Here is a 22,646-nt window from a genome sequence, read left to right on the forward strand (position 1 = left end):
TTTAACCTTCGTAATAATCACTGTCTTTAATTCTCTTTTCACAAAAGAAAAGCAGATCATCCATGGCTAAAAGCCATTTTTTATCATCTAAATAAGCTATAAAATCAGCACTATTTATACTTTGCACATAGTCTTTATAACTCAAAGCTCTATTAAATTTTTTTGTGAAATTACAATTACAACCATGTTCTTTCATCATCAAGCTCCTTGCCATCATTAGCTATATACTCATAAATTATCTTGTCGCATAATGCCAGAAAGTCTTTTTCTTCGCATCTTGTAATCAAATAACAAACATAATTAATCACAGCAAAACTAAGTGTTTCATCTATCATTAAATGTTCTTTTTCATTATCAAAATCAGGCTCATCAGGAATAATCAAAAAATGATTATTTCTAACTTGCCTAAAAACTTTTTCGCCTTGTTCTACATTTTTTAAAAGAACGCTAGGAACACATTTTGATAAAATATAATAAAATGCTTCCATAAAATAGGCTTTTAAAACTTCATCATCTTCTATCATTTTGTAAGAATTTTTAACTTTAGCGATAACGAGTTTTTTAGCCATAATACAAAGCATTACACACCTTTTGCTGCTTTTAAAACCGCTTTAGCCTTTGCATTATTTCCGCTAGTTAATCCCACTCCTATAGCAAAAGCATCAGCATTTCTTACTTCTAAAGTGCTTTGCGTATAAAATCTTTTTGCTTTTGCAGTAATATCAGTTGGAACATCTTCAATCATAGTAGGAATATAAAGCCCATGTTTCATATACTCAAAATCCCCAGCAATTAAAACATCACCCAAACCATATTTAGGGCTTAATAATCTATGCATATGGAAATTTACCGTTCCAAAATCTGTTTCAAGGCTCACTACTTGTCCTGCTAGTTTTGTTTCATTGCCTAAAATTCTTGTAGCGAATTTATTGATAGCTCCTTTTAAGTCAGCTCCTAAAAAGACATCTTTAGGCGTCACTCCGCTATTCCAAATGGTTTGCAAAATTTGATTAAGTTTATCTTCTGTTAGTTCTGTTGCAGTTCCACTCCAATCTCCTGTTTCATCAAAAGCTAATACATTTCCACGCTTTCCATCAGAAAAGCTATCTTTTCCTTTAGCGATATAATGAAAAAGTCCAGCCATTTCTCCACTTATTGCTTCTTGTGCTTGAACATAATCTTTGAAAACTGATTTTTTTACATCACTATCTCTACCTAGACCAAATAAAGCATATTCCATATCCATTTTATGTTCTTTGGTTTTTTTGCCGATTTGATACTCCATTTCATTGCCACCATATTGATTTGCTTTTAATAAAGCTTTTGATACCATGGCTTCGGTAATGAATATTTGAGTAGCATTTGTAGTTTTTTGAGCTGTGTTTTTTGTTTCACCTACAAATTTACTTAACTCTAAATTTGCATTCTTTTTTGGTTCTTCAAAAGTATCAGTAATCCAACTATGAGTTAAAGGATTTGTAACCTTTGAAGTACCTATTTTATTTAAAATTGGTGTTTCAGTAGCTCCGATTTTAATAATCGTTTCGTATATTGATTGTTTTAATTTAACATTTTCTGTTGCGGGTGCTGTATGCCCCATTGAAGGTAAAGCCATTTTTGAATTCTCCTTAGTTTAGTTTTAAGGATTTTTCCAAAAATAGCTATTTCAAATATAGTGTGTTTTGAAATGAAATTAAATTTTTAAGTATTTTTTGTATATAATTTTATGGTTTTAAGGATATCTCTTTGAAGACTTTGTAAAAAGTTTGAAAGGAGGTTAAGATGAACGAAGTTATTATAATCTTAATGCTTTTAGTAGTCCTTATCGTAGCGATAAAGAGCTAGATAAGAACTAATCTTTTAATATAGTTAATGATATTTTAAAGAAACCCTGCTTAGTTTGTCCTTAAAACACTAAAAGTCTTCAAAAAAAGCAGGGTGAAGACTTCAAATATTTACACTTTTATAAAATAAGTATAAATTAACTATAAAAAAGGTATAATTTAACCATAAAAAAAGGAATTAAAATGAGTAGTATATTAAATGCCTACAATGAAACAAAAATACTTCAAGAGAAAAATCCAAACAATGCTGTTGTTATTTCTTATTTAAACTATAAAGGGTATTATCCAAAAATACAAAATACAGATTTATTGATAATACAAGGTGTATTAAAAGCTATACAACAAAACAATACAAAATTTGAAGATAATGTAAAACTTAAATATGAAAAATGAAATAGTTAAAGATAATAAAGAACTTGAAACTTTTGAAAAAGTAGGCAAAGTTATGGCTGAAATAGAAGTCAGCAAGCAAAAGGCTACTTTAGCTCAAATTGAAGCCACTAGAGAAGATAATCAAAGACAATATGATTTTGCTGTTAATAAACTGACTAAAGAAAATAAAAAATGGCACAAATCTATGAATATAGCATGTACTGCGGTTTTTATTCTTCTGATAGCTAGTCTTTATCTTGTTTTATTTACTGAAAAAATAGACATAGGATTAGGTTTGCTTAGTACAACACTAGCAAGCGTTTTTGGATATTTAGCAGGTGTTGGTTCATCTAAAAACTAACTTAATTTTGTTTTTAACTTTGCTTGTTAGAATTTTAATTAAGAGTTTAAAGGCAGAATCTCGCTCTTTGTAATTGTGAAAGATGTATATAAACTTTATTATAATTCTAATTCCAATTATCTTTTATGTTTTAAAAAATAATTACATGAATTTATGCTATAATTAATAATCGCCATTGACACTACTCACGCTTAAAGTGTCAGTATTAAGCCTAGCTTTAGTGCGTATCGGCTAAGCTAGGGGCGATAATATTAATAAAAATTATATGCGGTTATAATCCACTTTTTATCTTTACCTTTATAATCAAGTGCTACCATAACTCTACTATTCTTAACTTCAATAAAAGCTCTATTATTACCTTTTTTTACATTTCCATTATTTATAATATTTTCTATTTCTTTTATAAAATTTAAAGCTTTATTTTTTGCTTCTATTTTATTTAACCCTTGTTTAATGAAATCTTCTTCTCTTCGATTGACAATATGACTTAATCCAAAGTTTCCATCTCCCCAAACCAAATCAATATCCCCTAAATCTTTTCTATGAAAAGCACCTGCTACCTGTCCTTGTTTTTCAATGAGTAGTTTTTGTAAAGCACCTTTTCCATCGTGATAATATTCTGCATAATTTTTTCCAAATTCTTTTAAAGGCTGTATGTTTAATTCTTGTTCGATTTTAGAGCGCATTAGATCAGGTATATCAGCTTTTTTGCCTTTATGTGTCTTTTTTTTAGCATTGAGTATAAATTCTCTAGTAATAACATCTAAATTACCCATAACATCAAGATTATAATCTTTATTCTCTTTTAGAAAATTATCATATCTTTTTAGAATATCTTCACTAGCCTTTTTATCATTTTGTATTTTCTCATCAAGCCTTTGTTTTACGCTTTTTTTATTCTTTTTCTTTACTTCTTTAGCCTTAATGTTCTCTTTTATATCATCCATTAAGTTTTTTTTAGGCTTAGCTTGGGTAGAATTTTCGTTAGAGAACGACACTTGCTTTGTCTCTGAAGATGCCCTAGATGTCGGTAAGGCTCTCGCATTATTATAATACACTACTTCAGCATTTTTCATTTTATTTTTTATATTATTTTGTTTCTTTGGCGAATTGCTAATTATAGTCAAATGCGTTTCATAGTCTTTGCCTATACTTGTAAAATAAGTCTGATTATCTATATTTTTAATAAAAATAAAATCATCTTTATCTTTTAAGATTGCCTGTGGGCTTTCTAAAGTTTCTTTGATATGTGGTATGTATTTAATTCTATCTTTTTCAATCAGCTTTAGTAAACTTCCTTTTGTAAGTTTTATTTCTCTATCTTTTAAAGCTATCTTTGCTTCTTTTGGTATATTAGGGATATATTCATCATCGATATTTTTAAGATTGAAAGTTTTCATCCATTCATTTCTAACATCTTTATTTATAGTATACTCTTTGCCATTTTTGCCTATAAATCTTAAAGAATTGTCTTTAGGATCAGCTTTATCCATGAAGAAGTTGTCGCCTTTGATAACACCTTCTTTAATTAGTGCATCTTTTAATATTTTATTTTGTTCTTTATCTACTTTAATATAATTATCCAAAGCATCTTTAAAAATTCTACTTTGTTCTTGATCTGCTATTTTTATGTTTTTAAGATTAGATATAACTTCTTTATTGGTTTTAGCAAGTTTTAGAGCATCTAGTATTTGATTTCTTAATGCTTGTTCTTTAGCACTTTTTAAAAAAGGAGCTAAAGCGTGTAATCTAGCAAAAATACCACTTATTAATATTCTATCAAAAACACCCTGTATTGTTGTAGCCATTGAAGAGTTTGTCTTTTTACCACTACTTGCTAAAGCTGTCATTATCAAATCTCTATTATTGTTATATATCAAAGCGTATGTATTAATAACACCTTTAACATCTTTTATTTTTTTACTTGAAAAATTGACATCTTCTAAATCTTTTGCTAAGGATTTAAAATCATACCCCACACCTTCAATCCTATGTTTTTCTAACAAAGCATTCATAGCATGAGTTTCATTAGCCAATCTTTCTTGTTCATTCATTCCTTTAAAAGCATTTTCTAAATTCTTATCTTCATTTATATTTCTAAGCCCTTTAACCAATCTATCGGTAAGCCCTTCTTTTGTTTCTTGTGACTTCATCATGCCTAAATAACTTTCTTTAAAATTTTCCTTTAAAGCAAAATTTTTATTTGCATTATTTAGGATTTCTTTTGCTAATACCTTATCACTAGCATTTCTTATCAACGCATCATCTAAAATTTCTTTTACTATTCCATAAGCTTGTTTTGTATTGTATGTTTTATTTCCTGTGTTTAATTGCTTATTTATAGCTGTTCTTAATCCAAAGATTTGCTCCGCACTTACTTCTTTCCCTTTTATTTCATCTAAATAGCTTTGTATGTTATTTTTTACATCTTGCTCTAAAAAATTATTATTTTTAAAATTTTCAAGCTTTACTAAATCTTCACTAGTTAATACTATTTTTCCATTATTAAGCTCATTTAATTTACTTATAGCACTGCCATACTCTTGATTTATTCTATTCTCATAAGCGTGATTATCTTTTTGCCAAGCCTTATAACCAAACTCACCATTTAAACCTGTTTTGTTTTTAAATACTTCATCTTGCCCTTTAATCATATTTAAAAAAGAAATACTAGCATCCTTATCAGCCTTTAAAACATCATCTAAAAAACTTCCTATTTCTGGATAAGCTTGAGCCGCTTTTAATAATACTTCTCTTCTTTGTGTAGTTGGCATTCCTTGTAAACTATTAGAAATATTTTTTAAAATAGCACTTGTTCTTTTAGCGCTATCTTGTATAAATTGTGGATTATTTTTATTAAGTCCTTGCTCGACAATGTTTTTTAATATTTCTATTGTAGGCTTTCCATTTTCTAGGTAAGTTGGATTTTCTTTTGCTATAAGTTCATCTATTTGTTTTTTATTCTCTACATTTTTTGTAAGATTATTAAAAATTGTTTCTGCATTTTGTAAGCCACCATCTGTAAATTTTCCTATCATAGGTATATCTGTCTTGCTTATTTTATCTATAAATCTATTGCCTAAATTACCACCTTTTACTGCCATGCCATCTATCATATCTTTACCGGCTTGTGCTCCTGTTTTTGCCATATTATAGGTATTTTTTAAAGCTCTTGCTCCTTTAGCAACTCCTGTAAAAGCTGCGTCTCCTATCAAAGAAAGTCCAGCATTTTCACCCATAAGCATAAGAGCTTCTTTTAAATTCATATCTTGATTTGTATCTTTTGTATTTCCGTAGTAATCATATCCTGCCCCTAAAGATGCACCTAATGCACCCCCTGCAACCATACCAACTCCGCCACCTAGCATTGTGCCGCCAATGGCACCTGCTGTTCCTAAAGCCATACTAGCACCATTATCTCTTAATCCACGATATAAATCACCCATTGTGCTACCTTGCACTTTAGAATAATTTCCGTTATTATCTTGCACCCAATAAGATCCATCATCATCTTGCAATAATCTTCCACGCCCTGATTTTTGCAACTCATCGCCTAAATCTCTCATAAACTGATTACTTTTTCTTGCTACTTCATTATCATCAGCAAAAATAGGTTTAGAGGCATTAAATTTAGATTGCTTGTCTAAAATATAATTACTTAAATCATCAGCATTCATGGATGGATTTTTATTATAATCATATAAATCCCTTTTATATTCACTAATATTGCCCATAGGATTTGTTAAATTTTGGTCTTTGAAATTATATTTTTCATATTCTTTAGCATATTTATCTTTATTTTTATAAAAATCATTTATTACTTCATTTTTTAAATTTGATAAATATTCACTTGTATTTTGATTTTCACTTTGACTTGCTCCATCTTGCAAAAATGAAATAATGTTATTTTCTTGTGGTTTTTCTAATAAAAATTCTCTTATATTCATTATATTAATCCTTGTTTTTTTAATTCTTCTACGCTAACTTGCATTTTTCTACCTGCTTGATTAACTAATATTACATTACCATTAGCATCAGGCTCTGATATTTGAGCATTAATTCCATTAAAACTAACGCTATGTAATTTTGGTGTATTTTGATTAGTTGTTGAATTATCTATAATTACTGCATTTTTACTAGGTTTATTTGAGATTTCATCTTTAATGTAATAAGACTCAAGATCCTTTGCCAATCCCTCTCTAAAATATTTTAAATCTTTTTGTCTTTGCTCTTCATAAAGATTATTGATGTATGGATTTTTTAAATTAGAAATCTTTGCCATTTGCTCATCATAATAAGCATTAATCTTAGCTTCACTAGTGGCTATATAATCCCTTATTGCTTTTTCATATTCTTTAGCATTTATAGTTTGAGCTTTCCAAGCTGAAGGCTCTTTGTAAATTTCATCATGCCTTGTTCTATTATAGTTTGTGTCTCTTCTAACCTTTTCATTATAAATACTATCGCTTATAAATTTAAATAAGCTATCTTGAGCATCATTTATATTATCTCCACCAAAAAGTCCTTTTATGTTTTGCCATGTTCCACCAAAAAGACCTTGCCCATCATAATAAGAATCACCACCACCTTTTTTTATGGTATTAAATCTTTCTTGTATTGCTCTCATCTCAGGATTTGACTTTGTATAGCTTGGTAGATTAAGTATTGCTTGGCCTGCTAAAATTTCATCTTTTTGCTGTCTTGCATTTATTGCTTGCTGTCTTAAAGCATTTTGCATGGCATATTGTCTAGCTCTTTGATTATAATTCATTTGCCATTGCTGATCTGCTATATTTGCTCTTTCCTTTTGATAATCAAAGTTTCTCTCATTTTGCAAAAGCTGATTATTTTGCATAGCCTGATTAAATTCCATTTGTTGCTTTCTTAAATCTTGCTCTTGCTGAAACTCATTAGCTTTAACTTTATCATCAAAACTTTTGCTCATGATGTCATATAAGACGCCACCGACTTTTCCTGCGTTTTGTATAACGCCTGTATCAGGATTAAATACTACTCTTTGTGGGTTATAAAATGCCATTTTGTTTCCTTTATTCTTTCTTTTAAAATAAAGGATTTAAGGAAGTTTGTGTATAATTTTAAAAGGGTGCAACGCCAAAGGGTCGCCACCCTTTAGCGTTAATTTACCGCCCAGTTGGGAGGTGATTAAATTGCTAACCAAAATTATAGTTATAATTATACTACTTTGTATAATTATAGTCAAGGTTTATTAATACTTGATTTCCCCTTTTTAAAGGGGAGCTATAATTTCCCTTTGGCTTCCTTAAATCCAAATCTATTTAATTACTCCAAACGTTTTGAAGTTTATTTTCCATATTCTTTCTTCTATTTAATTCTTCATTAGCTAGATACTTATTGAAGTTATAAGCATCTTTTTGTAGCTCATAATTCTTTTGTGCCATCTTTTGCTGATTATAAGCACCATATAAAGCACCAGCACCACCTAAAACATTTCCTAATCTATCAAAATTAGTTACTTTATTTGCATCAGAACTTTTAAATAACCAATCTCCAAAATTACTAAAAGAATTTTTTAATCCATTTAAAAAACCACTACTACTACTTGCTAAATTTGGAGTAAAATTGCTTGTTTTTATCAAAGTATCTGCAAAGCTAGAGCCTAATCCTGTGCCACCTTTTAAAGCTGTTATAAAATCCATGATTTCTCCTTTATACCAAACTTAATAATTCTTTGCCTAGATCTATCTCGCTAACTTCGCCTTTTTTTAACTTATCGTTAAAATCACTAGTTCTTACATTATTATTTGCGCTTGATAAATCTTCAGCTTTTTTGGCATTATTTGATTTTCCGACCAAATTAAGCAAGGTTTTCCAGCTGTCAATATTACCTTCGCCTAAACCATTTAATTTTGTGGCAAGTTCTGCCATAGCCTTTAAATCCGCATCAGGATAGGCTTTTCTTAACTCGCTTTCTACTTGTGCGTATTTAGCGATTAGCGCATCTTGCTCTTCTTTGTCTTTTTGCTTTTTATCAAGCTCTTCAAGCCTTTTTAATTTCTCATCAAGTCCATCAAGTCCTAATTCTTTTAAATACTGCTCTCTTTGTAATTCTTGTTCGCTTGGCTCTTTTTTTGGATTTTTTAAAGCTTCAAGCTCACTCATTAAAGCATTTAATTTGTTGTCATTTTCACTTTTATAAGCTTCAAACATCGCCTTATAATCAGGCTCGTTCTCATTGTCAACTTGCGTAGGTTCATTATCTGCTACTTGCGTAGGTTCATCGCCATTATTAGCAACATCTCCTTTATCATCATCTGTTATGACATTTATTAAATCTTTTAAAGCATCATTTTCCATCTTCTTCATCCTTTATTTTATTGATTATTATGTCTAAAAAAGCCATAGTATCTAAAGCTTTTAACCTTAACTCTTTTTCATCGTTATTTTTTGCTATATAAAAACATTCACTATATTTTGCTTTGATAAAATCTATTAATTTCTTTCCTCCTTTAGTTTTAGATATATCGCTTTTAATTTCAATATTAAGCATTAGCTTCTCCTTGCATTTGCGGATTAATATCTTCATTATTTTCAAAAGCAAATAAACTATTTACATTCTTTACACCTAAAATTGGTAATAATTCTTTAGTAAGTTCTTTGCTAGCATTTATAATCCCATAAGCAGAATTTGCATCGCCTATGCTCATATACATTTGATATAATTGTGAAAAAACTTGCATACTAGCTTGAATTCCTGCACGTCTAATTTCTTTATTCATGGCACCTGTGCCGGTTTGAATTTTAAATCTAAAACTAGGTATATCCTCTCTTTGAAAACCATTAAAAAAACTATCTTCTCCATACTTAAAAACAAGCATTGCAAATCTATCAAATAAAGGCTCTATAAAAGTTTCGTTATACTGTCTTATATAGTCAGCACTTCTTCTTCCGCCTTCTTGTGCTTTTATGCTAATTTCTGTTGCTGTTTCATTTTGTGCAGTTTGAGCTCCATTGTTTTGTGGACTAACTCCTGTAACTTCTGTGAGTTCGCTTTCTAAAAGCTGTAAATTCATTCCTGCACTATTTACATTTGGTGGTGGTAATATCTGCACTCCTTTTGGATCGTCTGTATATATTGGTTTTCCTAAGGTTTCTATATCTTCTCTGCTTACTCCCATTGATTTTGGCATCATTATTTTAGGCATGATATGAGTTCTTACTGCATCTATTAAAAGATTTCTAGTTATATTAATTTCATCTTGCAAAGGCATAGCAGAAGCCATTATAGGCTCGCCATAAGCACTTACATAGTTTTCGTTATCTATCTTTTTAAGTTGTGGTAGCATTGAACCCCAGACAAAAGGCTGTCCATCTTGTAAAGTAACTTCATTTCTAAGTAAATTATTTTCAAATAAGGTAGAAACCGCCCACTCATCATCGTTTTTTCTTTCATAAATATCATAAAGCTTTACTTTTTTATACTCATCATCTTCATCAAAAAGCTTTTCAATTTCATTTTTTTTATAAAAACCTAGCTTTTGTCTTTCATGGATTTGATTATAGGTTAGGTAAATTTCATTGACTATATATCCTACATCCTCGCTATTTAACGCATTTGGATCAAAGAATATACTATCAATATCTACTCTTTCAATGCGTGGCATTCCTTTATGCCAAGTAACCTTGGCTATACTTGTTCCCACAAGTAAAACATCTAAGAAAAGCGGTTGAAAAATCTTAAACATATTGATTTTACCACTATAAAAATCAATTGCATTCTGCCATAGCTCTATAATCGTATCATCGCTATTAATGTAAGTTTCAATATCTGCCATTCTCTCACTATTAAAATATACATCATTTAAGCTAGTGATTAAATACTTTACCTTAGCGTTTATTTTTGGTATGTAAATACTTGATTTATTTCTTTTTCTCAATTTTTGCATTACCTTATTTTCAAGCAAATAAGCATCTTGCAACTCTTTAAAGTGTGGTTTGTAATTTTCATATCCACTTTTACTTTCGCTAATGAGTTGTGTTAAAAACGACACTCTCTCATCATTAGTTCTTTTTGTTTTCATTCATAATTCTCCATATTGTTGTTTTGCTTAAATTTGTTATTTTTAAAATATCTTTTTCATTCACTCCTTTTTCAAATAAAAACTCCGCAAATTCTCTTTTAAATTTCTTTTTAGAAATATTATTAAACCCTGATACAAGCTCTAAAAATTCATTTGCAAGACTTGACTTTATAGCCTCATCGCTTAAATTTGAAAGCTTTTTTATTTTGTTTACATCAATTGCATCATAGATCATTAAAAACTCACCAGCCATCATAACTCCAATCTTCATTAGTATTGTTTCTGCTGTATAGTTTTTCAAAAAAAGTTAATGCCACCGCATCGCTAACATCAGGACTTTTGCCATAATTCTTTTTTAAATACTCTTTTGAAACTATCTTTAAAAGCCCCTTGTCGCTATATTCATACTCAATCATTCTCATATCTTTTTTTAATTCTTCATCTTTAAAAAGCTCCATGTGTTTTAAGTTTTTAGCAAATGTAAAATACATTTGTGCTCTTTTATTTAAGTATTCATTACTGGTTGCAGAATTTGCAGAATTTGCCTCAAATACAGGCAAACCATAATTTAACAAGACATCGTATACGCCAACGCCAAGACCGCAAGTATCTATAAAAATACCTTTTGGTTTATCTTCGCTTTGATTGTATTCAGCTAGTATTTTGTTTGCTAATTCTATAGTTCCAAGTTGTGAGTATTTTTTAATCTCATCAATTACAAAACCTTTTCTTTTTGCAAGAACACTCTTATCATCTCCATATCTTGCTACATCAAGCCCCCAAATATTCTCGCCTTGCATTTTTTCAATGCTAAAAGAGTTCTTGCTCATCGCATTTTCAATTTCACTTAGAGAAAATAATTCAGCACTCGAGCTATCTATAAACTCACCATAAATTTCTTGCTTGACAACTTCACTACCTTCTCCGCCTACTTCTTCAATTAATTCTTTAATTTGCTCTTCTTTTAAAAATGGATTATCATAGCTTGAGAATTGAAAATGTTTCCAATTTTTATCGCTGAGTTCTTTTCTACATAGCTCGTAAAATAGATTTTTTCCTTTAGGAACTCCACCGATAATTGCTCTTGATTTAGGGTTATCAAGCAACATAGGGCGTATGGCGTTATACCAAAGATACTCTCCTTTACTACCTTTTAAAATAATTCCTGCTTCGTTTAAGATAACAAGGTCATATCCAAAACCTTCGATATTTTCACTTCTTTCAGCACTTCTCATATGAAGCACTGCTCCATTAATAATTAGTTTCTTGTCTTGCACACTCCATGAGTAAAAATCTTTTGGTAAGTTTTTTAACTCAGGTGTAAAATATAACTCGTAATAATTTTGTAAATTTGCTTGTATGGTATCCACCCATAAAACATTTTGTCCTAAAAGCAAGTTTTCGATAACAAACTTAGCACTTCCCCTTGTAAAACCAAGTCTTCTGCCCTTTGCTACAGTTATAAAGCGTGGATTTTTATCATCAAAAACTTTAAGTTGTGCAGGAGTGTAAGAAAAGTCAAGCTTTAATTTCATTTGATTTCACTTCTTATAATTTCTATTTTTTGAACATTATCGCTAACTACTTCTTGTTTATCCACGTAGCCATGTTGATTTTTTAGCAAGAACATACTAACGCTAGGAGTATAAGTGCCGATTAAGGAATGGTTTAAAATATCCATTTCACATTTTTGCTTAGCTTGAGATACAATTTCTCCGAAATCCTTATCCTTCTCCCACTCGCCTAAGGTTTGCATTGTAATTCCTAAATACACAGCTAATCCCACTTTTGTTTTAGGTGCAAAAATAATACTCTCCTTAGTTTCTTTTAAGACAACTCTTTCATTAAAATAACTCTCTATTTTTGAAACAAGCTCTTCTTTTGTCATACTTTTGCCATTTGTCATCATTCTAGCCATCAAGCCACCCCTTCTTTAAAATTAAATTCTTTGATTTCTAAGTTTAAAAAAGATTTTTTAAAACTAATAATCTCATAATCGCCTTTTAAAACATTCTTATCGTTTTCAAATAACGCATCTAACACGCATTTTACGATATTGTCCCCATCGCCATGCCTTTTGCTGTTAAATCCTATTTTTAAAGAAAACTCATATTTTTTTTGCTTATCAAAGGCTTGAAAACAGCTAATATTATTTTGTCTTCTAAACTCCATTTGCAAGAGTTTTTTAAAATCTAAATATTTAAGATAATCTTTACATGCAAATTTAGATCTTTGCGTGGTTCTTTTATAAGGAACTGGGTTGCTTTTTAAATCAATTTTTAAAATATACTTTTCCATTTCAGACTTTCTTAAATTTAGCTTATATTTTTAAAAGCCATTTTGACTTTTACTTTCTTTTGAAATTCTTCTTGATTCTCCTTAAAAAATTTTTTCTGCACCTTCTTAAAGTTATTATATTCTTCTTCATGGCTTAAAGATGTATATCCTTTTATCTTATAAGAAGTATTTATATATATATCTTTTCCTATGCGCTCTTGATTTTTAAATATAAAATCTATTAAAGCGTGTTTAAATTCGTTATTTTTTAGCATTTCTCCATCTTCGTAGGTTAATTCTCCAAAATTATTTAGACAAACCAACATATTAATTGATTTTGCTAATCGTTTAAAAAGGTTGCCCTGTCCATCATAACAAACATATGAGTATTTAAAATCACTTTCAAGCAATCTAAAAAATGGACTATTTTTATATTTATTTTTTAACCATTCTAAAAATATTTCCTTATCTTCAAAACGCTTTTTAAACTCGATTTGAGCCCTTTTGCAAACTCTTCTTAATTTCTCATAGGTTGTCCCTACGATATTCTCTCTTTCTAAAGTTTCGAAATAAAAATCTAAGAAAGCATGAATATCTTTTGCATCTTGCAAATATCTACCTACTATATCAGTTGCTTGAGCCTTATTAATTTCCAATAAGTCCATTAAAATTTGTATTTTTTCTTGCATTTTCTACTCCTTAAAAGCATCCTAAGAGCTTGTTTTTGTTCTCATCTTTCATTCCGTAATACTCCATCAAGCTATCAACCACACTAGGATTGGCTTCTTTTTTTCTGTTAAAACGCTGATTTTTTCTTGCTTCATTTTCTTTAGCATATTTAAGCCATGTATAAAGACTTCCTGCCACACTTGACATTCTTTTTCCATTTCTTTTCCATTCCCTAGCATCCCAATAGCCTATAAAATCATTAGCCAACTCTTCACCAAAGTTTGTGCCATTTTTCTCATTAAAAGCTATTATTTGTCTCATGAGTTCATTTGCATTTGGGACTTTAAACTCTTTTTTTGCCATTTTCTCTAACTCCTTTTTGCTAAAATCAATAAAGCTCGTCACAAAAGAGGCGTTTTGATTAGAAACGCGTTCTTTCTTTTCTTGATTATTTTTTAAATTTTCTAAATTCTCTTTTTTTATAAATTTATTATTATTAATATTTATATTATTTATAAATTTATTATCGCGTGCGTGCGTGCGTGTTTCTATATAATGCAAATTCTCTTTTTTTTCGTTTTCAGTAGTTAATTTTCTGTCGATTGATGAAGTGTTATTTTTAAGAGTTTTGCTTAGCTTTTCATCACTGTTTTTAAGCAAAGATAAAGATTTGTTAAAATGTTTTTTAACTTGATAATTTTCATCTTTTAAAATCCACTCATAAAAATTTAAAGAGCCATTTCTAACCTTTTTAATTTCCAAAAGTCTTAGTTCAATTAATTCTTTTTTAGCAATTCTTAGTCTATTTAAACTAATTCTTTGATTATTTTTAACTTTTATAAACTCTCTTAGATAGATCTCACTTACAATCGTTTTTTCACTAAGCTTTGCTAATTGAATATACAATGCTAAAGCATCAACACTAAGACCACCATAAGCTATAGTGTTTGATAATTTTAAATAGCCTTTTCTCTCTCTTAGGCTTTTACGCCCCAAAGCTACATCAAAACTTGCTATAAAACTTGGTATCACCAACTCTCCTTTATGTTATAATTTAAATTAAAAAGGTTTTTTATGTTTAATTCTTTCTTATCCGAAATGCTAAAAACCGCCACTTTAGAAAATTTGTTATATTTTTTAATAGGTGTTTTATTTGGTTTAAGTATGCGTCCTTTGTTTTTATATTTAACTAAAAAACAAAAACTAAAAAGAGTTTGTATTAAAGATATGAAGCTAGAAAACGATTTGACAAAAAGACTATATCCTAACTTAGGATATAAATTAGTTACAAAAAAAACTCCTTTTGAAATGGTTTTTAAAAAAGATAAATTTAAATACATTATTTGTCCTCACTACCGTGATAAAAAATGCGTTTTAGATAATGATAAATGCAAGATATTAAAATCCCAGCCGAAATACCAGCCACTAGAAACAGTCTAAAATGCAACATCATCAAAGTAAAAATAAATAATCCTATAATCTCAATCAATCTTTCAAGCATTTCATTCCTTAATCCGTTTTAAAAAGTCCTTTGCTATAATTTTTTTGCACCAAATCAAGAAAAGGACTTATCAAAATGGATGAAAAGCAAAATCAAAAATCTACAGAAGCTAGAGTTTCAAAGTTAGAAGAACAAATCAAAGAGTTAGAAAACAGGATAAAACAGCTAGAACAAGCTGTACAACCACAACACTACTCTTTGGAAACTCCAAATTACTTAGGAGAAATCTAAGTCTTAATAAGACTTAGATTTTTATCATTCTCAAGCAAAGCACCAGCAAGCTCCATTTTATACATAGTTCCCATATATGCAAAGAGTAAATCTTCTACTTTTTCATATTTTCTTTTTTTCATAAGCTTAAGCATTATCTCATAGGTTTCATCGCTAATATCAATTTCAATCCTAACCCTTTTCATTGCCTTTTTCATTCTCTATCCTTTCTTTTTCTCCCACGCTTAGGTATGTTTATAATTTCATTCATTGTTTTACTCAAAATTTCAGAATCTCCCCATGCTTCTAATGGAATATTAAATTCATCTTTTAATTTTAATGCGGTTTTTATATCAACCTTCCTATTGCCGTTAAGTTTTGCATACCAAGAGCTATTGGCTCCTCCAAATTTCAAAGTTATTTTTTTAATTAAATCTATTCTTTTCATAAATATAATTCTACAAAATGGATAATTAAAATTTTCTTAAAATAATCCGATTTGTAGAATTATAAATTATACAATATGTATAATTATTTTGGAATATAAGGTTATAAAATATGAATGGAGAGAATTTAAAGAAACTCTTAAAAAAGCATAATTTAACACAAAATGAGCTAGCAGAGAAATTAACCGCATATGGGTATAGAAATGGACATGGAATTAAAACCGCTGCAATTTCAAAATATGCATTAGGACAAAGAAAAATGACTGCAGAATTTATCGAAGCGGTTATGAAAGTTCTTGGAGAAACTGATGCAAATGTTTTAATATCAGATGAGCCAATTGAAGTACAAAGAATTAGAATTACTGGCTCTGTAAGTTGCGGCTTGCCAATTAATGATGTTTATGAGTGTCAAGATGAATTTACTTATATACCATTATCACAAAATAAATCAAATTTAAAAGCAGCTAGAGCGAATGGCGATAGCATGTTTCCTATAATTGAAGATGGAGACATTATTATATATGATACAGACAGTTCAAAACCAAGACATGGAGATCTTGTTGTTTATACCTATAATAATGAAATTGCTTGCAAGATTTTTGTAGAAAAGAAAGATGTTGGAGTTATTGAATTTAAACCAGTTAACCAAAGTGATAGTTTTAAAACGACTACTTTTAGGATTGATATCGATGATATCGATGATTTGAAAATCTATAAAGTTGTAAAAATTCAAAAGACACCAAATAACGCAAAATCTAATTTAAAATTGGTAAATGAAAATTGAAACCTTTAAAAATTTTATAGAAGTGGTGGGATGAGAGTAAAATTAAATATTTTTGAGATATCTAATATTATAAGGGTTACTGATTATGGAACTAGTTGTCCTTTAGAAGTAAGTATTAAGGATAATTCTAAATTTATATTAAAAACTAAATATAACAGTGTTTGCGGAACTGGAAAAAGCTTATTTGCTGAACTTTTTTCTTATTTATATTTGCAAGAATTAAATTTTAAAGATATCCCCGGTATAGCTTTATTAAATATAGATGATGATTTTATAAAATTAGCAGATAACAAATTAAAAAATGGAACTCAAAGAGACAAAGAAGCATTAGAAAATATCAAAAATTCAAAAGGTTTAAATTTAGGAATTTCATATATATTTAATGCAAGTAAAATTTATCCAAAAGAATTAACAAATAAATTTAAAAATTATACTTGCTTGTATGATGGAATTTTAATGAATAGCGATAGAGAATTTAAAAATCCAAATATTTTAATCAATGATTTAAAAAAGATTTTTTTGATTGATTTTGGTTTAGCTTTTGATATATTAAAGGCATTAAATATTATTTTAGATGATGAGATTAACTCTAATCAGTATTTTGATAAAAATACTTTCGATAAAAATTATTTATTGCTTGACCACTTAAAACATATCAAAATAAATAAAAAGAAATTAAATTGTCAAGAAATTTTAGATATAATAAACGCTATACCATTAGAATGGCTAAGCTTGACTTCAGCACAAAAACAAGCTTTAAGCAATATGATATATAAAAGACAAGGACAAAAAGCGGTATATAGTCATGAAAATGTTTAAATATAAAATGATAAAATATTTTCCTTACTCAGCCAGTGAAGAATTTATAAATATAGGTTTTTGGCTTTGGGATGAGAATGGAAATAAAATACAACATTATATTAGCGATACACATTTAAAAATCTTATCTAAATGTCATTTTCTAAATACCAATTTTATTAAAAATAGTATTGAAAGATTAAAATTAGAAACAAATGAAAAATATTGGTATGGTAATCATTTTAGGTTTAGCGAATTTGATACTATATTGCATGATACTTTAGAAAGTACAAAAAATTTTTTATATTATGAAAAAATAGGAGAAAAATTTAAAAATTTTGAATCAAAAGAAAGAAATATAAGATACGAGGAAATAAAAAATAATGCTATTAATTTAATAGATACTGATTTTAAAAATGATTTAGAACTAATATCTGAGCGTGGAGAATATAACTTTCATATTATAAATAAGCATTCTAAAAATGAAATATTTTCAAGACTTGGAAATATAGCAAACATAGATGATATAAAAGAAGCTTTTGCAAAAACTTTAGAATATGATATGCTTTTATATTTCTTACAATGTGAACAATTTACGCTTGGTAAAAAAACTCAAAAGGGTAGGGAAAATTTAGAAAAAGTGCATTTTAACTTTGAACCTTTTTATGATGAAGAAAACCAAAGCAGAACTTTAAAAGAAATGATTAAAGCAACAAGTTAAACAAAATGAAAAAACTATAATCTTACCACTGCTAGCAACTCTAGCTTTTGCTGATTATACATATTACAAGCGAAGATTGAAAGTTTATACAATTATACAGAATTTATAGTTTATATTATTTAAAATAATATATAATTTATTATAAAAATATTGGAGAACTGAATTGATGGCAAAATCAATATGTTTTTTTAACCACAAAGGTGGAGTTAGCAAAACAACAACAACTTATAATATAGGTTGGGCTTTATCAAAATTGGGTAAAAAGATTTTGATGGTGGATTTAGATCCGCAATGTAATTTAACAGGACTTGTTTTATCAAGCAAAGCCTTAGATGATGACTTTATGGCTAGTTTTTATCAGAGTAGACAATTTATAACATTCGAGCCTATTATTGAAAAAATTATATCTGGAGCTAATAGTTATGATTTAGCCAATGATGGTAAAATTTTTCCAGTAAATGATAATTTATTTTTATTAGCTGGTAGTTTAAATCTTTCTCAATTAGATAGTCAAATAACAACGGCATTGAAAATAACCGCAGGTATTCCGATATTGGGCAATATCATAACATGCTTTTTTGAAGTTTTAAACAAAATAGCAATAAATAATGAAATAGATTATGTATTGCTAGATTTAAGCCCTAGTATTAGTGGTCTAAATCAAATTGCTCTTATGGGTAGTAGATATTTTATAGTTCCTACAAGTCCGGATTATTTTTGCCTACAAGCAATACATTCATTAAGTAAAACTATTAAATTATGGCATAAAGAAATAAAAGATTTTAAACAAGCTACAGGTGTAAAAGGTATATCCAATAATCCTTTATTCATAGGAGCAATCCAACAAAGATACAGACTTAGAAATGAGGCTCCTACAAAGGCGTTTGAAAAATGGATTAGCGCTATAAGAGAAGCTATTAATACTACACTCGTAACAGAATTGTCAGATATTAATTGTGTAATCGAAAAGGAAAAATTTGAAAATGGAATAAAAAATGAATTTCCAAATTTATCCCCATATGATTTAGCACAGATTCCAGATTTTAATACTTTAATAGCAATAAGTCAAAGAAGTAAAAAACCAGTATTTTTACTAGATGATAAAGATTTAGATGAGGCCAATCAGTTTGGCGCAGCTAAACAAACAAGTAAAGAAAAAATACAAGATTTTCATAACACATTTATGAAACTTGGAAGAACGATAATCAATATAACTTCATAACCAAGATTTTTTCTTGGTTATTTTTTATAGTCTTACTCTCAATACCCCATAAACCTTTTATATCCATCGCAAATAGTTTTTAATCTTCTTCTCGTTCTTTATAGAAATAATTATAAAATTTGTAGCTATCTTTATTAAACCAAAGAGTTTCTTCATTCTCTATTATCGATTTCATCTTATCGCTAAATCCCATTTCGTTTTTTATTTGTTTTTCAATTCCAGAAAAATAAAAATCAATTGTTTTATGTGATGGTTCAAACTTAAAAGAATTTTTCAATTTATCTAATTCATTTTGTAACGTTGGCTGTGATTCTAAAATTTTAAGTTGAAATTTTACATATTCAGCATATTTTTTTAATTTAAAATAATCTTCTATAATTGCTTTTTCTTTCGCTCCATCCATAAAATCAAGTAGCTCATCTTCGATATATTTAATTCTCTCTTTTAATTTTTCTATATATTCTTCACAATTGTCTATGCTATTAGATAAATATCTTAAATCTCTATCTAAAATTTTTCTGTCAACTCCTTTTGCATAAACATATAGAAAAAATATAAAATAAACAAAAAACCAAACTTCATTTTTTAAAAAACTCATAGATATAAAAACGCAAATAAAATACATTACTACACAGAATAGGAGCCATTTAAATTGAAATAAATTAGGAACTTTTAGATAAACATCTTTAATATTTTTTAAATTTTCAATTTTTATTTCACTGATTTTTTTAAAAAGTTCATATTTACTCATTCTATCATCTAGATAATCATCAAATGCTTCTTCTAGTTTATCTTCATATGTTTGATTTTTCAAAAAATATACCCTTTATTTTAATTCATATAACAAATTATACCACAAATATTTTTTAAAAATTATCCAAATTGTATAAATTTTAAGTTTGTTTTAATTATCCATTTTGTAGAATTATTTCAACAAAACAAAAAGGAGAAAAAATGCTAGAGATTAAATTAGATTTAAGACCTGATTTTAAAAAAATGCTAGAAATAGCTTTTGAAAGAAATTATTCAAAAAGTTACGCTTCTTTGGAAGAGTTTTTAGCTGATGTTCTTGATAATGCAGTTAAAAACATAGTCACCAAAGAAGCGTTTGAAAACAAAGGATTTGTTATTTCTCTAAAAGATTAGGAGTTTCATTTAAAACTTGAAAATCTTTGTCATTTAGTCTTTTTTCAAGGGTTGCGACTTTACTTTCTAGTTCGCTAACTCTTAAAAGAAGATTATTAAGTTGAGCTTTTAAGCTTTGTATTTCGTCCATTACATCACCTTCCTAGAGTGAAAGTGATTATAACTAAAAAAGGATAAAAAATGAGTTTCACAGATTTTTATTTTGATAGAGAAGAAAAAAGAATTTCTAGCCAAACAAAAGAATTAATTGCAAATGAGTTTGAAAGCAAAGAGAATTTAGAAAATATATTTGCAAACTTGCAAGATTTTAAAAACTCTTTAGAAATAAGCTTAGAAGATGATGAAGAAATATCTATATCTTTACAAGCTTATGGAGATGAATTTATGAGAAATGCTTATGAACTTTTAGAGAGAGTTAGAAAATTCGAAAAACAATGCAAAAAGCTTTTTTAAAAGTTTAACAAGTCCTTTAAAAAAGGGCTTTCTTAAGCTTTTGACCGCTTGAAAATTAAGCTTAATTGCTAATGTTCTTTTCTTTGCTTTACTCTTACCCACGAAGTGGGACGGGGGCTTTAGCAAAGCGGTTTTAAACGAATTTATTTCGGATAAAACAATAGCAATAACATAGCGGAAGGGTTAGCAAGTTATCCATAAACTTGGCTCGTTATTATTGTTTATAGTGCTATTTTTAAGGTTTTCTTGCACTTTAAAAACGACAGAAAATCAAGAGTTTAAGAAAAAGAAAGTATAATTATAAAGTTTAAGTTGCTAACTTGTCTCGGTGTTGAGAAAGGAGGCTAAAATGATTGAAAAATTAATAACTATTTTAATTCTAATTTTACAATTAGTTTTAGAGCTATTAAGACTTTACAATTAAATAGCCACACTTTTATAAAACACAGACAAATTCTAACCAAATCCGCTTAGCATAAACTTAAACGATTATACAATGCCGAGACTTGCGGATTTACTCGGCTTTATCAAAAATAAAAATAAATTTGATAAAATAACATTGTTTAAGTGGCTAATTTCTCTTGGTGGGAAAGGAGCTATTTTTAATGATAGAAAAGATTTTAAATATTATTTTCTTGCTATTAAAAATAGTAAAAGAGCTGATTGAAATAATCAACCAGCAATAACCTTAACACTAAAATTATAGAATAGCCTTGCTTAGCCTATACTTAAACAATACTCACGCCAAGAGAGCAAGGCTCTTGGCTTTTCTTAAACTCCTTTAATGCTTAAATGGGGCAACTTTACTACTTGAGAATTTGCCTTTTTGTTTTATTTCCCTTCTAAAGAACTCAGTTGTCCCTTTTAAGCATTAATCTAAAAGGAGAAAAAATGAAAGCTTATCACACAAAAGAACAAGTCATCATAAAACTAAGTAAAGATGAGTACAGAAAAGAAATGAAGCTAAATAAGTCTTTAAAAGATGAAAATAAATCTTTAAAAACTGAAATTTCTAATCTTGAAAATGAAAAAATAGAACTTTTAAAAGAGTTAAAAGACCAAATAGAAGCAAATATGAAAAATATAAAAGAAATTAGCTCTTTGCAAAATAAAATTTATGAGCTTCTTTATGCAAAAGAAAGGTCGAAACTATGTTCTTAAATAGTAAAAAGAATAAAAAAATAAGATATTTAGAAAAAGAAATTCAAAGGCTAAAAGGTGTAATAGCATTAAAAGATACTGCTATAAATGAAATTTCATTGAAACTCGAAGAAGAAATTGAAATCAATGTAAAACTTAGTAATTTTCGTATAAAAATACTTGATGCTTTAGGGCTTATAGGCGTTTTTAAAAATGATGATAAAGCTATTAAAGAAGTAAAAAGATTAAAGGAGAAAGAATTATGAAAAAACAAACAAAACCGCTAAGTATAAGAATTCCATTAGAATTAAAAGAAGAGTTGCAAAAAATAGCAGATAAAGAATACCGCCCTTTAGCAACTCAAATAGTTAAAATTTTAAGCGATTATGTTAAGAATAAAAATAAAACTAATTAGGGTAATCACCTTTTTGCCATAATGAATTTTCGCTTTCATAGGCATTAATATAATCTTCAATGATTTTTCTTATTTGTAAAGCCATAGGGCGATACTCAAGTTCGCATATATAGGCGAGTTTGTTTTTTGTTACAGTATCAAGCCTTATCGATATTATTTCTGATTTATTGGTTTTTTGTTTCTCTTCCAATGTTTTCCTTTTTGTAATTTATTGTAATTTTACAAAA

At 28.3% G+C, this 22,646-nt stretch carries 34 protein-coding genes; 14 read left to right on the forward strand and 20 right to left on the reverse strand.

Translation table 11 applies throughout. The features are described 5' to 3' along the window. Position 1: 1 nt before the first annotated feature. From AJN70_RS06930 to AJN70_RS06940, 3 genes are read right to left on the reverse strand one after another with little or no spacing between them, the layout of a single operon-like run. Positions 2–196, reverse strand: coding sequence for a hypothetical protein (locus AJN70_RS06930; protein ID WP_002799287.1), 195 nt, complete (start codon positions 194–196; stop codon positions 2–4). Continuing rightward, positions 177–581: a hypothetical protein gene (locus AJN70_RS06935; protein WP_070252223.1), complete on the reverse strand. Its 405-nt coding sequence runs from the start codon at positions 579–581 to the stop codon at positions 177–179. The genes AJN70_RS06930 and AJN70_RS06935 overlap by 20 nt, the downstream gene beginning before the upstream one ends. Further along, a complete protein-coding gene (locus AJN70_RS06940) occupies positions 581–1,615 on the reverse strand; it encodes a DUF5309 family protein (RefSeq protein WP_070295635.1) in 1,035 nt (344 codons plus the stop codon). The genes AJN70_RS06935 and AJN70_RS06940 overlap by 1 nt, the downstream gene beginning before the upstream one ends. Before the next feature lie 412 nt (positions 1,616–2,027). On the opposite strand from AJN70_RS06940, the gene AJN70_RS06945 reads away from it, so the two are divergent. Together AJN70_RS06945 and AJN70_RS06950 are read left to right on the forward strand one after the other, a co-directional pair. Then, positions 2,028–2,237, forward strand: a complete 210-nt coding sequence (locus AJN70_RS06945; protein WP_070284442.1) for a hypothetical protein — start codon at positions 2,028–2,030, stop codon at positions 2,235–2,237. Further along, positions 2,227–2,577 carry a hypothetical protein gene (locus AJN70_RS06950; RefSeq protein ID WP_070284440.1) on the forward strand — a complete coding sequence of 117 codons (351 nt, stop codon included), beginning with the start codon at positions 2,227–2,229 and terminating at the stop codon, positions 2,575–2,577. The genes AJN70_RS06945 and AJN70_RS06950 overlap by 11 nt, the downstream gene beginning before the upstream one ends. A 251-nt stretch (positions 2,578–2,828) precedes the next feature. Here the strand turns inward: AJN70_RS06950 and AJN70_RS06955 are convergent, their stop codons facing one another. The 12 genes from AJN70_RS06955 to AJN70_RS07010 all read right to left on the reverse strand — a co-directional run bounded on the left by AJN70_RS06955 (position 2,829) and on the right by AJN70_RS07010 (position 14,615). After that, entirely contained in the window at positions 2,829–6,524 is a 3,696-nt protein-coding gene (locus AJN70_RS06955; protein WP_070295636.1) for a PBECR2 nuclease fold domain-containing protein, read from the reverse strand. After that, positions 6,524–7,615, reverse strand: a complete 1,092-nt coding sequence (locus AJN70_RS06960; protein ID WP_002865494.1) for a hypothetical protein — start codon at positions 7,613–7,615, stop codon at positions 6,524–6,526. Before AJN70_RS06960 ends, AJN70_RS06955 begins: the two co-directional genes overlap by 1 nt. A gap of 259 nt (positions 7,616–7,874) precedes the next feature. After that, a complete protein-coding gene (locus AJN70_RS06965) occupies positions 7,875–8,255 on the reverse strand; it encodes a hypothetical protein (protein WP_070233398.1) in 381 nt (126 codons plus the stop codon). 10 nt (positions 8,256–8,265) lie between these two features. After that, complete coding sequence (locus AJN70_RS06970) at positions 8,266–8,913, reverse strand: hypothetical protein (protein ID WP_070295637.1); 648 nt, start codon at positions 8,911–8,913, stop codon at positions 8,266–8,268. Further along, positions 8,903–9,106, reverse strand: coding sequence for a hypothetical protein (locus AJN70_RS06975; protein ID WP_000931940.1), 204 nt, complete (start codon positions 9,104–9,106; stop codon positions 8,903–8,905). The genes AJN70_RS06970 and AJN70_RS06975 overlap by 11 nt, the downstream gene beginning before the upstream one ends. After that, the gene (locus tag AJN70_RS06980; protein ID WP_070295638.1) at positions 9,099–10,637 is read right to left on the reverse strand and encodes a hypothetical protein; all 1,539 of its coding nucleotides are present in this window, start codon (positions 10,635–10,637) and stop codon (positions 9,099–9,101) included. The genes AJN70_RS06975 and AJN70_RS06980 overlap by 8 nt, the downstream gene beginning before the upstream one ends. Further along, complete coding sequence (locus AJN70_RS06985; protein ID WP_002781524.1) at positions 10,618–10,890, reverse strand: hypothetical protein; 273 nt, start codon at positions 10,888–10,890, stop codon at positions 10,618–10,620. Before AJN70_RS06985 ends, AJN70_RS06980 begins: the two co-directional genes overlap by 20 nt. Then, positions 10,880–12,172, reverse strand: a complete 1,293-nt coding sequence (locus tag AJN70_RS06990; RefSeq protein WP_070248396.1) for a terminase — start codon at positions 12,170–12,172, stop codon at positions 10,880–10,882. Before AJN70_RS06990 ends, AJN70_RS06985 begins: the two co-directional genes overlap by 11 nt. Then, positions 12,169–12,555 carry a terminase small subunit gene (locus tag AJN70_RS06995; RefSeq protein ID WP_002826748.1) on the reverse strand — a complete coding sequence of 129 codons (387 nt, stop codon included), beginning with the start codon at positions 12,553–12,555 and terminating at the stop codon, positions 12,169–12,171. Before AJN70_RS06995 ends, AJN70_RS06990 begins: the two co-directional genes overlap by 4 nt. Beyond that, positions 12,555–12,935, reverse strand: coding sequence for a hypothetical protein (locus AJN70_RS07000; protein WP_002871223.1), 381 nt, complete (start codon positions 12,933–12,935; stop codon positions 12,555–12,557). Before AJN70_RS07000 ends, AJN70_RS06995 begins: the two co-directional genes overlap by 1 nt. A 17-nt stretch (positions 12,936–12,952) precedes the next feature. After that, complete coding sequence (locus AJN70_RS07005; protein ID WP_070295639.1) at positions 12,953–13,603, reverse strand: hypothetical protein; 651 nt, start codon at positions 13,601–13,603, stop codon at positions 12,953–12,955. Positions 13,604–13,613: 10 nt separating this feature from the next. Next, positions 13,614–14,615, reverse strand: a complete 1,002-nt coding sequence (locus tag AJN70_RS07010) for a hypothetical protein (RefSeq protein WP_044778793.1) — start codon at positions 14,613–14,615, stop codon at positions 13,614–13,616. Positions 14,616–14,657: 42 nt separating this feature from the next. Here AJN70_RS07010 and AJN70_RS07015 point away from each other — a divergent pair, with 42 nt between their 5' ends. After that, complete coding sequence (locus AJN70_RS07015; protein ID WP_070293542.1) at positions 14,658–15,023, forward strand: hypothetical protein; 366 nt, start codon at positions 14,658–14,660, stop codon at positions 15,021–15,023. A gap of 136 nt (positions 15,024–15,159) precedes the next feature. Beyond that, positions 15,160–15,315 carry a hypothetical protein gene (locus AJN70_RS09645; protein ID WP_162842409.1) on the forward strand — a complete coding sequence of 52 codons (156 nt, stop codon included), beginning with the start codon at positions 15,160–15,162 and terminating at the stop codon, positions 15,313–15,315. On the opposite strand, the gene AJN70_RS07020 is transcribed toward AJN70_RS09645, so the two are convergent. Together AJN70_RS07020 and AJN70_RS07025 are read right to left on the reverse strand one after the other, a co-directional pair. Beyond that, complete coding sequence (locus tag AJN70_RS07020; protein WP_002819534.1) at positions 15,312–15,512, reverse strand: hypothetical protein; 201 nt, start codon at positions 15,510–15,512, stop codon at positions 15,312–15,314. The genes AJN70_RS09645 and AJN70_RS07020 overlap by 4 nt on opposite strands. Further along, complete coding sequence (locus AJN70_RS07025) at positions 15,509–15,742, reverse strand: hypothetical protein (RefSeq protein ID WP_032599974.1); 234 nt, start codon at positions 15,740–15,742, stop codon at positions 15,509–15,511. The genes AJN70_RS07020 and AJN70_RS07025 overlap by 4 nt, the downstream gene beginning before the upstream one ends. A gap of 110 nt (positions 15,743–15,852) precedes the next feature. On the opposite strand from AJN70_RS07025, the gene AJN70_RS07030 reads away from it, so the two are divergent. The 4 genes from AJN70_RS07030 (at position 15,853) to AJN70_RS07045 (ending at position 19,265) form a co-directional block, all read left to right on the forward strand. Beyond that, positions 15,853–16,524 (forward strand): LexA family transcriptional regulator, encoded by a 672-nt coding sequence (locus AJN70_RS07030; protein ID WP_070284420.1) that lies wholly within the window; start codon positions 15,853–15,855, stop codon positions 16,522–16,524. A gap of 30 nt (positions 16,525–16,554) precedes the next feature. Then, entirely contained in the window at positions 16,555–17,343 is a 789-nt protein-coding gene (locus tag AJN70_RS07035) for a HipA family kinase (protein WP_070295640.1), read from the forward strand. Then, positions 17,336–18,043 carry a DUF3037 domain-containing protein gene (locus AJN70_RS07040; RefSeq protein WP_186821013.1) on the forward strand — a complete coding sequence of 236 codons (708 nt, stop codon included), beginning with the start codon at positions 17,336–17,338 and terminating at the stop codon, positions 18,041–18,043. Before AJN70_RS07035 ends, AJN70_RS07040 begins: the two co-directional genes overlap by 8 nt. 166 nt (positions 18,044–18,209) lie before the next feature. After that, complete coding sequence (locus tag AJN70_RS07045) at positions 18,210–19,265, forward strand: ParA family protein (protein WP_070295642.1); 1,056 nt, start codon at positions 18,210–18,212, stop codon at positions 19,263–19,265. Between the two features lie 79 nt (positions 19,266–19,344). Here the strand turns inward: AJN70_RS07045 and AJN70_RS07050 are convergent, their stop codons facing one another. Next, positions 19,345–20,079 carry a hypothetical protein gene (locus tag AJN70_RS07050; RefSeq protein ID WP_002881990.1) on the reverse strand — a complete coding sequence of 245 codons (735 nt, stop codon included), beginning with the start codon at positions 20,077–20,079 and terminating at the stop codon, positions 19,345–19,347. Positions 20,080–20,219: 140 nt separating this feature from the next. On the opposite strand from AJN70_RS07050, the gene AJN70_RS07055 reads away from it, so the two are divergent. Further along, a complete protein-coding gene (locus tag AJN70_RS07055) occupies positions 20,220–20,411 on the forward strand; it encodes a hypothetical protein (protein WP_070284414.1) in 192 nt (63 codons plus the stop codon). On the opposite strand, the gene AJN70_RS09650 is transcribed toward AJN70_RS07055, so the two are convergent. Beyond that, the gene (locus AJN70_RS09650) at positions 20,392–20,541 is read right to left on the reverse strand and encodes a hypothetical protein (RefSeq protein WP_002810114.1); all 150 of its coding nucleotides are present in this window, start codon (positions 20,539–20,541) and stop codon (positions 20,392–20,394) included. The genes AJN70_RS07055 and AJN70_RS09650 overlap by 20 nt on opposite strands. A gap of 50 nt (positions 20,542–20,591) precedes the next feature. Here AJN70_RS09650 and AJN70_RS07060 point away from each other — a divergent pair, with 50 nt between their 5' ends. The 5 genes from AJN70_RS07060 to AJN70_RS09660 all read left to right on the forward strand — a co-directional run bounded on the left by AJN70_RS07060 (position 20,592) and on the right by AJN70_RS09660 (position 22,419). Continuing rightward, positions 20,592–20,864, forward strand: a complete 273-nt coding sequence (locus tag AJN70_RS07060) for a hypothetical protein (RefSeq protein ID WP_032593190.1) — start codon at positions 20,592–20,594, stop codon at positions 20,862–20,864. Positions 20,865–21,360: 496 nt separating this feature from the next. Beyond that, entirely contained in the window at positions 21,361–21,531 is a 171-nt protein-coding gene (locus tag AJN70_RS09655; RefSeq protein WP_002871212.1) for a hypothetical protein, read from the forward strand. 224 nt (positions 21,532–21,755) lie between these two features. Beyond that, positions 21,756–22,025: a hypothetical protein gene (locus tag AJN70_RS07065; RefSeq protein ID WP_002783984.1), complete on the forward strand. Its 270-nt coding sequence runs from the start codon at positions 21,756–21,758 to the stop codon at positions 22,023–22,025. Further along, positions 22,016–22,270, forward strand: coding sequence for a hypothetical protein (locus AJN70_RS07070; RefSeq protein ID WP_070210045.1), 255 nt, complete (start codon positions 22,016–22,018; stop codon positions 22,268–22,270). Before AJN70_RS07065 ends, AJN70_RS07070 begins: the two co-directional genes overlap by 10 nt. Further along, on the forward strand, positions 22,267–22,419 hold the full coding sequence (locus tag AJN70_RS09660; protein ID WP_002871210.1) for a hypothetical protein: 153 nt from the start codon (positions 22,267–22,269) through the stop codon (positions 22,417–22,419). The genes AJN70_RS07070 and AJN70_RS09660 overlap by 4 nt, the downstream gene beginning before the upstream one ends. On the opposite strand, the gene AJN70_RS07075 is transcribed toward AJN70_RS09660, so the two are convergent. Further along, positions 22,412–22,609 carry a hypothetical protein gene (locus AJN70_RS07075; RefSeq protein ID WP_002810107.1) on the reverse strand — a complete coding sequence of 66 codons (198 nt, stop codon included), beginning with the start codon at positions 22,607–22,609 and terminating at the stop codon, positions 22,412–22,414. The two genes, AJN70_RS09660 and AJN70_RS07075, sit on opposite strands and share 8 nt — an antisense overlap. Positions 22,610–22,646 lie beyond the last annotated feature (37 nt).

Source organism: Campylobacter sp. BCW_4341 (genome assembly GCF_001764255.1).
Taxonomy (GTDB): Bacteria; Campylobacterota; Campylobacteria; order Campylobacterales; family Campylobacteraceae; genus Campylobacter_D; species Campylobacter_D jejuni.

Coding starts and splice junctions, on each gene's coding strand:
- AJN70_RS06980 (WP_070295638.1), bottom strand. CDS start 10,637: ATGAAAACAAAAAGAACTAATGATGAGAGAGTGTCGTTTTTAACACAA.
- AJN70_RS09650 (WP_002810114.1), bottom strand. CDS start 20,541: ATGGACGAAATACAAAGCTTAAAAGCTCAACTTAATAATCTTCTTTTA.
- AJN70_RS07035 (WP_070295640.1), top strand. CDS start 16,555: ATGAGAGTAAAATTAAATATTTTTGAGATATCTAATATTATAAGGGTT.
- AJN70_RS07005 (WP_070295639.1), bottom strand. CDS start 13,603: ATGCAAGAAAAAATACAAATTTTAATGGACTTATTGGAAATTAATAAG.
- AJN70_RS06970 (WP_070295637.1), bottom strand. CDS start 8,913: ATGGAAAATGATGCTTTAAAAGATTTAATAAATGTCATAACAGATGAT.
- AJN70_RS07030 (WP_070284420.1), top strand. CDS start 15,853: ATGAATGGAGAGAATTTAAAGAAACTCTTAAAAAAGCATAATTTAACA.
- AJN70_RS07000 (WP_002871223.1), bottom strand. CDS start 12,935: ATGGAAAAGTATATTTTAAAAATTGATTTAAAAAGCAACCCAGTTCCT.
- AJN70_RS07065 (WP_002783984.1), top strand. CDS start 21,756: ATGAAAGCTTATCACACAAAAGAACAAGTCATCATAAAACTAAGTAAA.
- AJN70_RS06930 (WP_002799287.1), bottom strand. CDS start 196: ATGAAAGAACATGGTTGTAATTGTAATTTCACAAAAAAATTTAATAGA.
- AJN70_RS07060 (WP_032593190.1), top strand. CDS start 20,592: ATGAGTTTCACAGATTTTTATTTTGATAGAGAAGAAAAAAGAATTTCT.
- AJN70_RS06955 (WP_070295636.1), bottom strand. CDS start 6,524: ATGAATATAAGAGAATTTTTATTAGAAAAACCACAAGAAAATAACATT.
- AJN70_RS07020 (WP_002819534.1), bottom strand. CDS start 15,512: ATGAAAAAGGCAATGAAAAGGGTTAGGATTGAAATTGATATTAGCGAT.
- AJN70_RS06940 (WP_070295635.1), bottom strand. CDS start 1,615: ATGGCTTTACCTTCAATGGGGCATACAGCACCCGCAACAGAAAATGTT.
- AJN70_RS06995 (WP_002826748.1), bottom strand. CDS start 12,555: ATGGCTAGAATGATGACAAATGGCAAAAGTATGACAAAAGAAGAGCTT.
- AJN70_RS07055 (WP_070284414.1), top strand. CDS start 20,220: ATGCTAGAGATTAAATTAGATTTAAGACCTGATTTTAAAAAAATGCTA.
- AJN70_RS09645 (WP_162842409.1), top strand. CDS start 15,160: ATGGATGAAAAGCAAAATCAAAAATCTACAGAAGCTAGAGTTTCAAAG.
- AJN70_RS09655 (WP_002871212.1), top strand. CDS start 21,361: ATGCCGAGACTTGCGGATTTACTCGGCTTTATCAAAAATAAAAATAAA.
- AJN70_RS07045 (WP_070295642.1), top strand. CDS start 18,210: ATGGCAAAATCAATATGTTTTTTTAACCACAAAGGTGGAGTTAGCAAA.
- AJN70_RS06960 (WP_002865494.1), bottom strand. CDS start 7,615: ATGGCATTTTATAACCCACAAAGAGTAGTATTTAATCCTGATACAGGC.
- AJN70_RS06965 (WP_070233398.1), bottom strand. CDS start 8,255: ATGGATTTTATAACAGCTTTAAAAGGTGGCACAGGATTAGGCTCTAGC.
- AJN70_RS06935 (WP_070252223.1), bottom strand. CDS start 581: ATGCTTTGTATTATGGCTAAAAAACTCGTTATCGCTAAAGTTAAAAAT.
- AJN70_RS06975 (WP_000931940.1), bottom strand. CDS start 9,106: ATGCTTAATATTGAAATTAAAAGCGATATATCTAAAACTAAAGGAGGA.
- AJN70_RS06990 (WP_070248396.1), bottom strand. CDS start 12,172: ATGAAATTAAAGCTTGACTTTTCTTACACTCCTGCACAACTTAAAGTT.
- AJN70_RS09660 (WP_002871210.1), top strand. CDS start 22,267: ATGAAAAAACAAACAAAACCGCTAAGTATAAGAATTCCATTAGAATTA.
- AJN70_RS06950 (WP_070284440.1), top strand. CDS start 2,227: ATGAAAAATGAAATAGTTAAAGATAATAAAGAACTTGAAACTTTTGAA.
- AJN70_RS07070 (WP_070210045.1), top strand. CDS start 22,016: ATGTTCTTAAATAGTAAAAAGAATAAAAAAATAAGATATTTAGAAAAA.
- AJN70_RS06985 (WP_002781524.1), bottom strand. CDS start 10,890: ATGGCTGGTGAGTTTTTAATGATCTATGATGCAATTGATGTAAACAAA.
- AJN70_RS07015 (WP_070293542.1), top strand. CDS start 14,658: ATGTTTAATTCTTTCTTATCCGAAATGCTAAAAACCGCCACTTTAGAA.
- AJN70_RS07040 (WP_186821013.1), top strand. CDS start 17,336: ATGTTTAAATATAAAATGATAAAATATTTTCCTTACTCAGCCAGTGAA.
- AJN70_RS06945 (WP_070284442.1), top strand. CDS start 2,028: ATGAGTAGTATATTAAATGCCTACAATGAAACAAAAATACTTCAAGAG.
- AJN70_RS07025 (WP_032599974.1), bottom strand. CDS start 15,742: ATGAAAAGAATAGATTTAATTAAAAAAATAACTTTGAAATTTGGAGGA.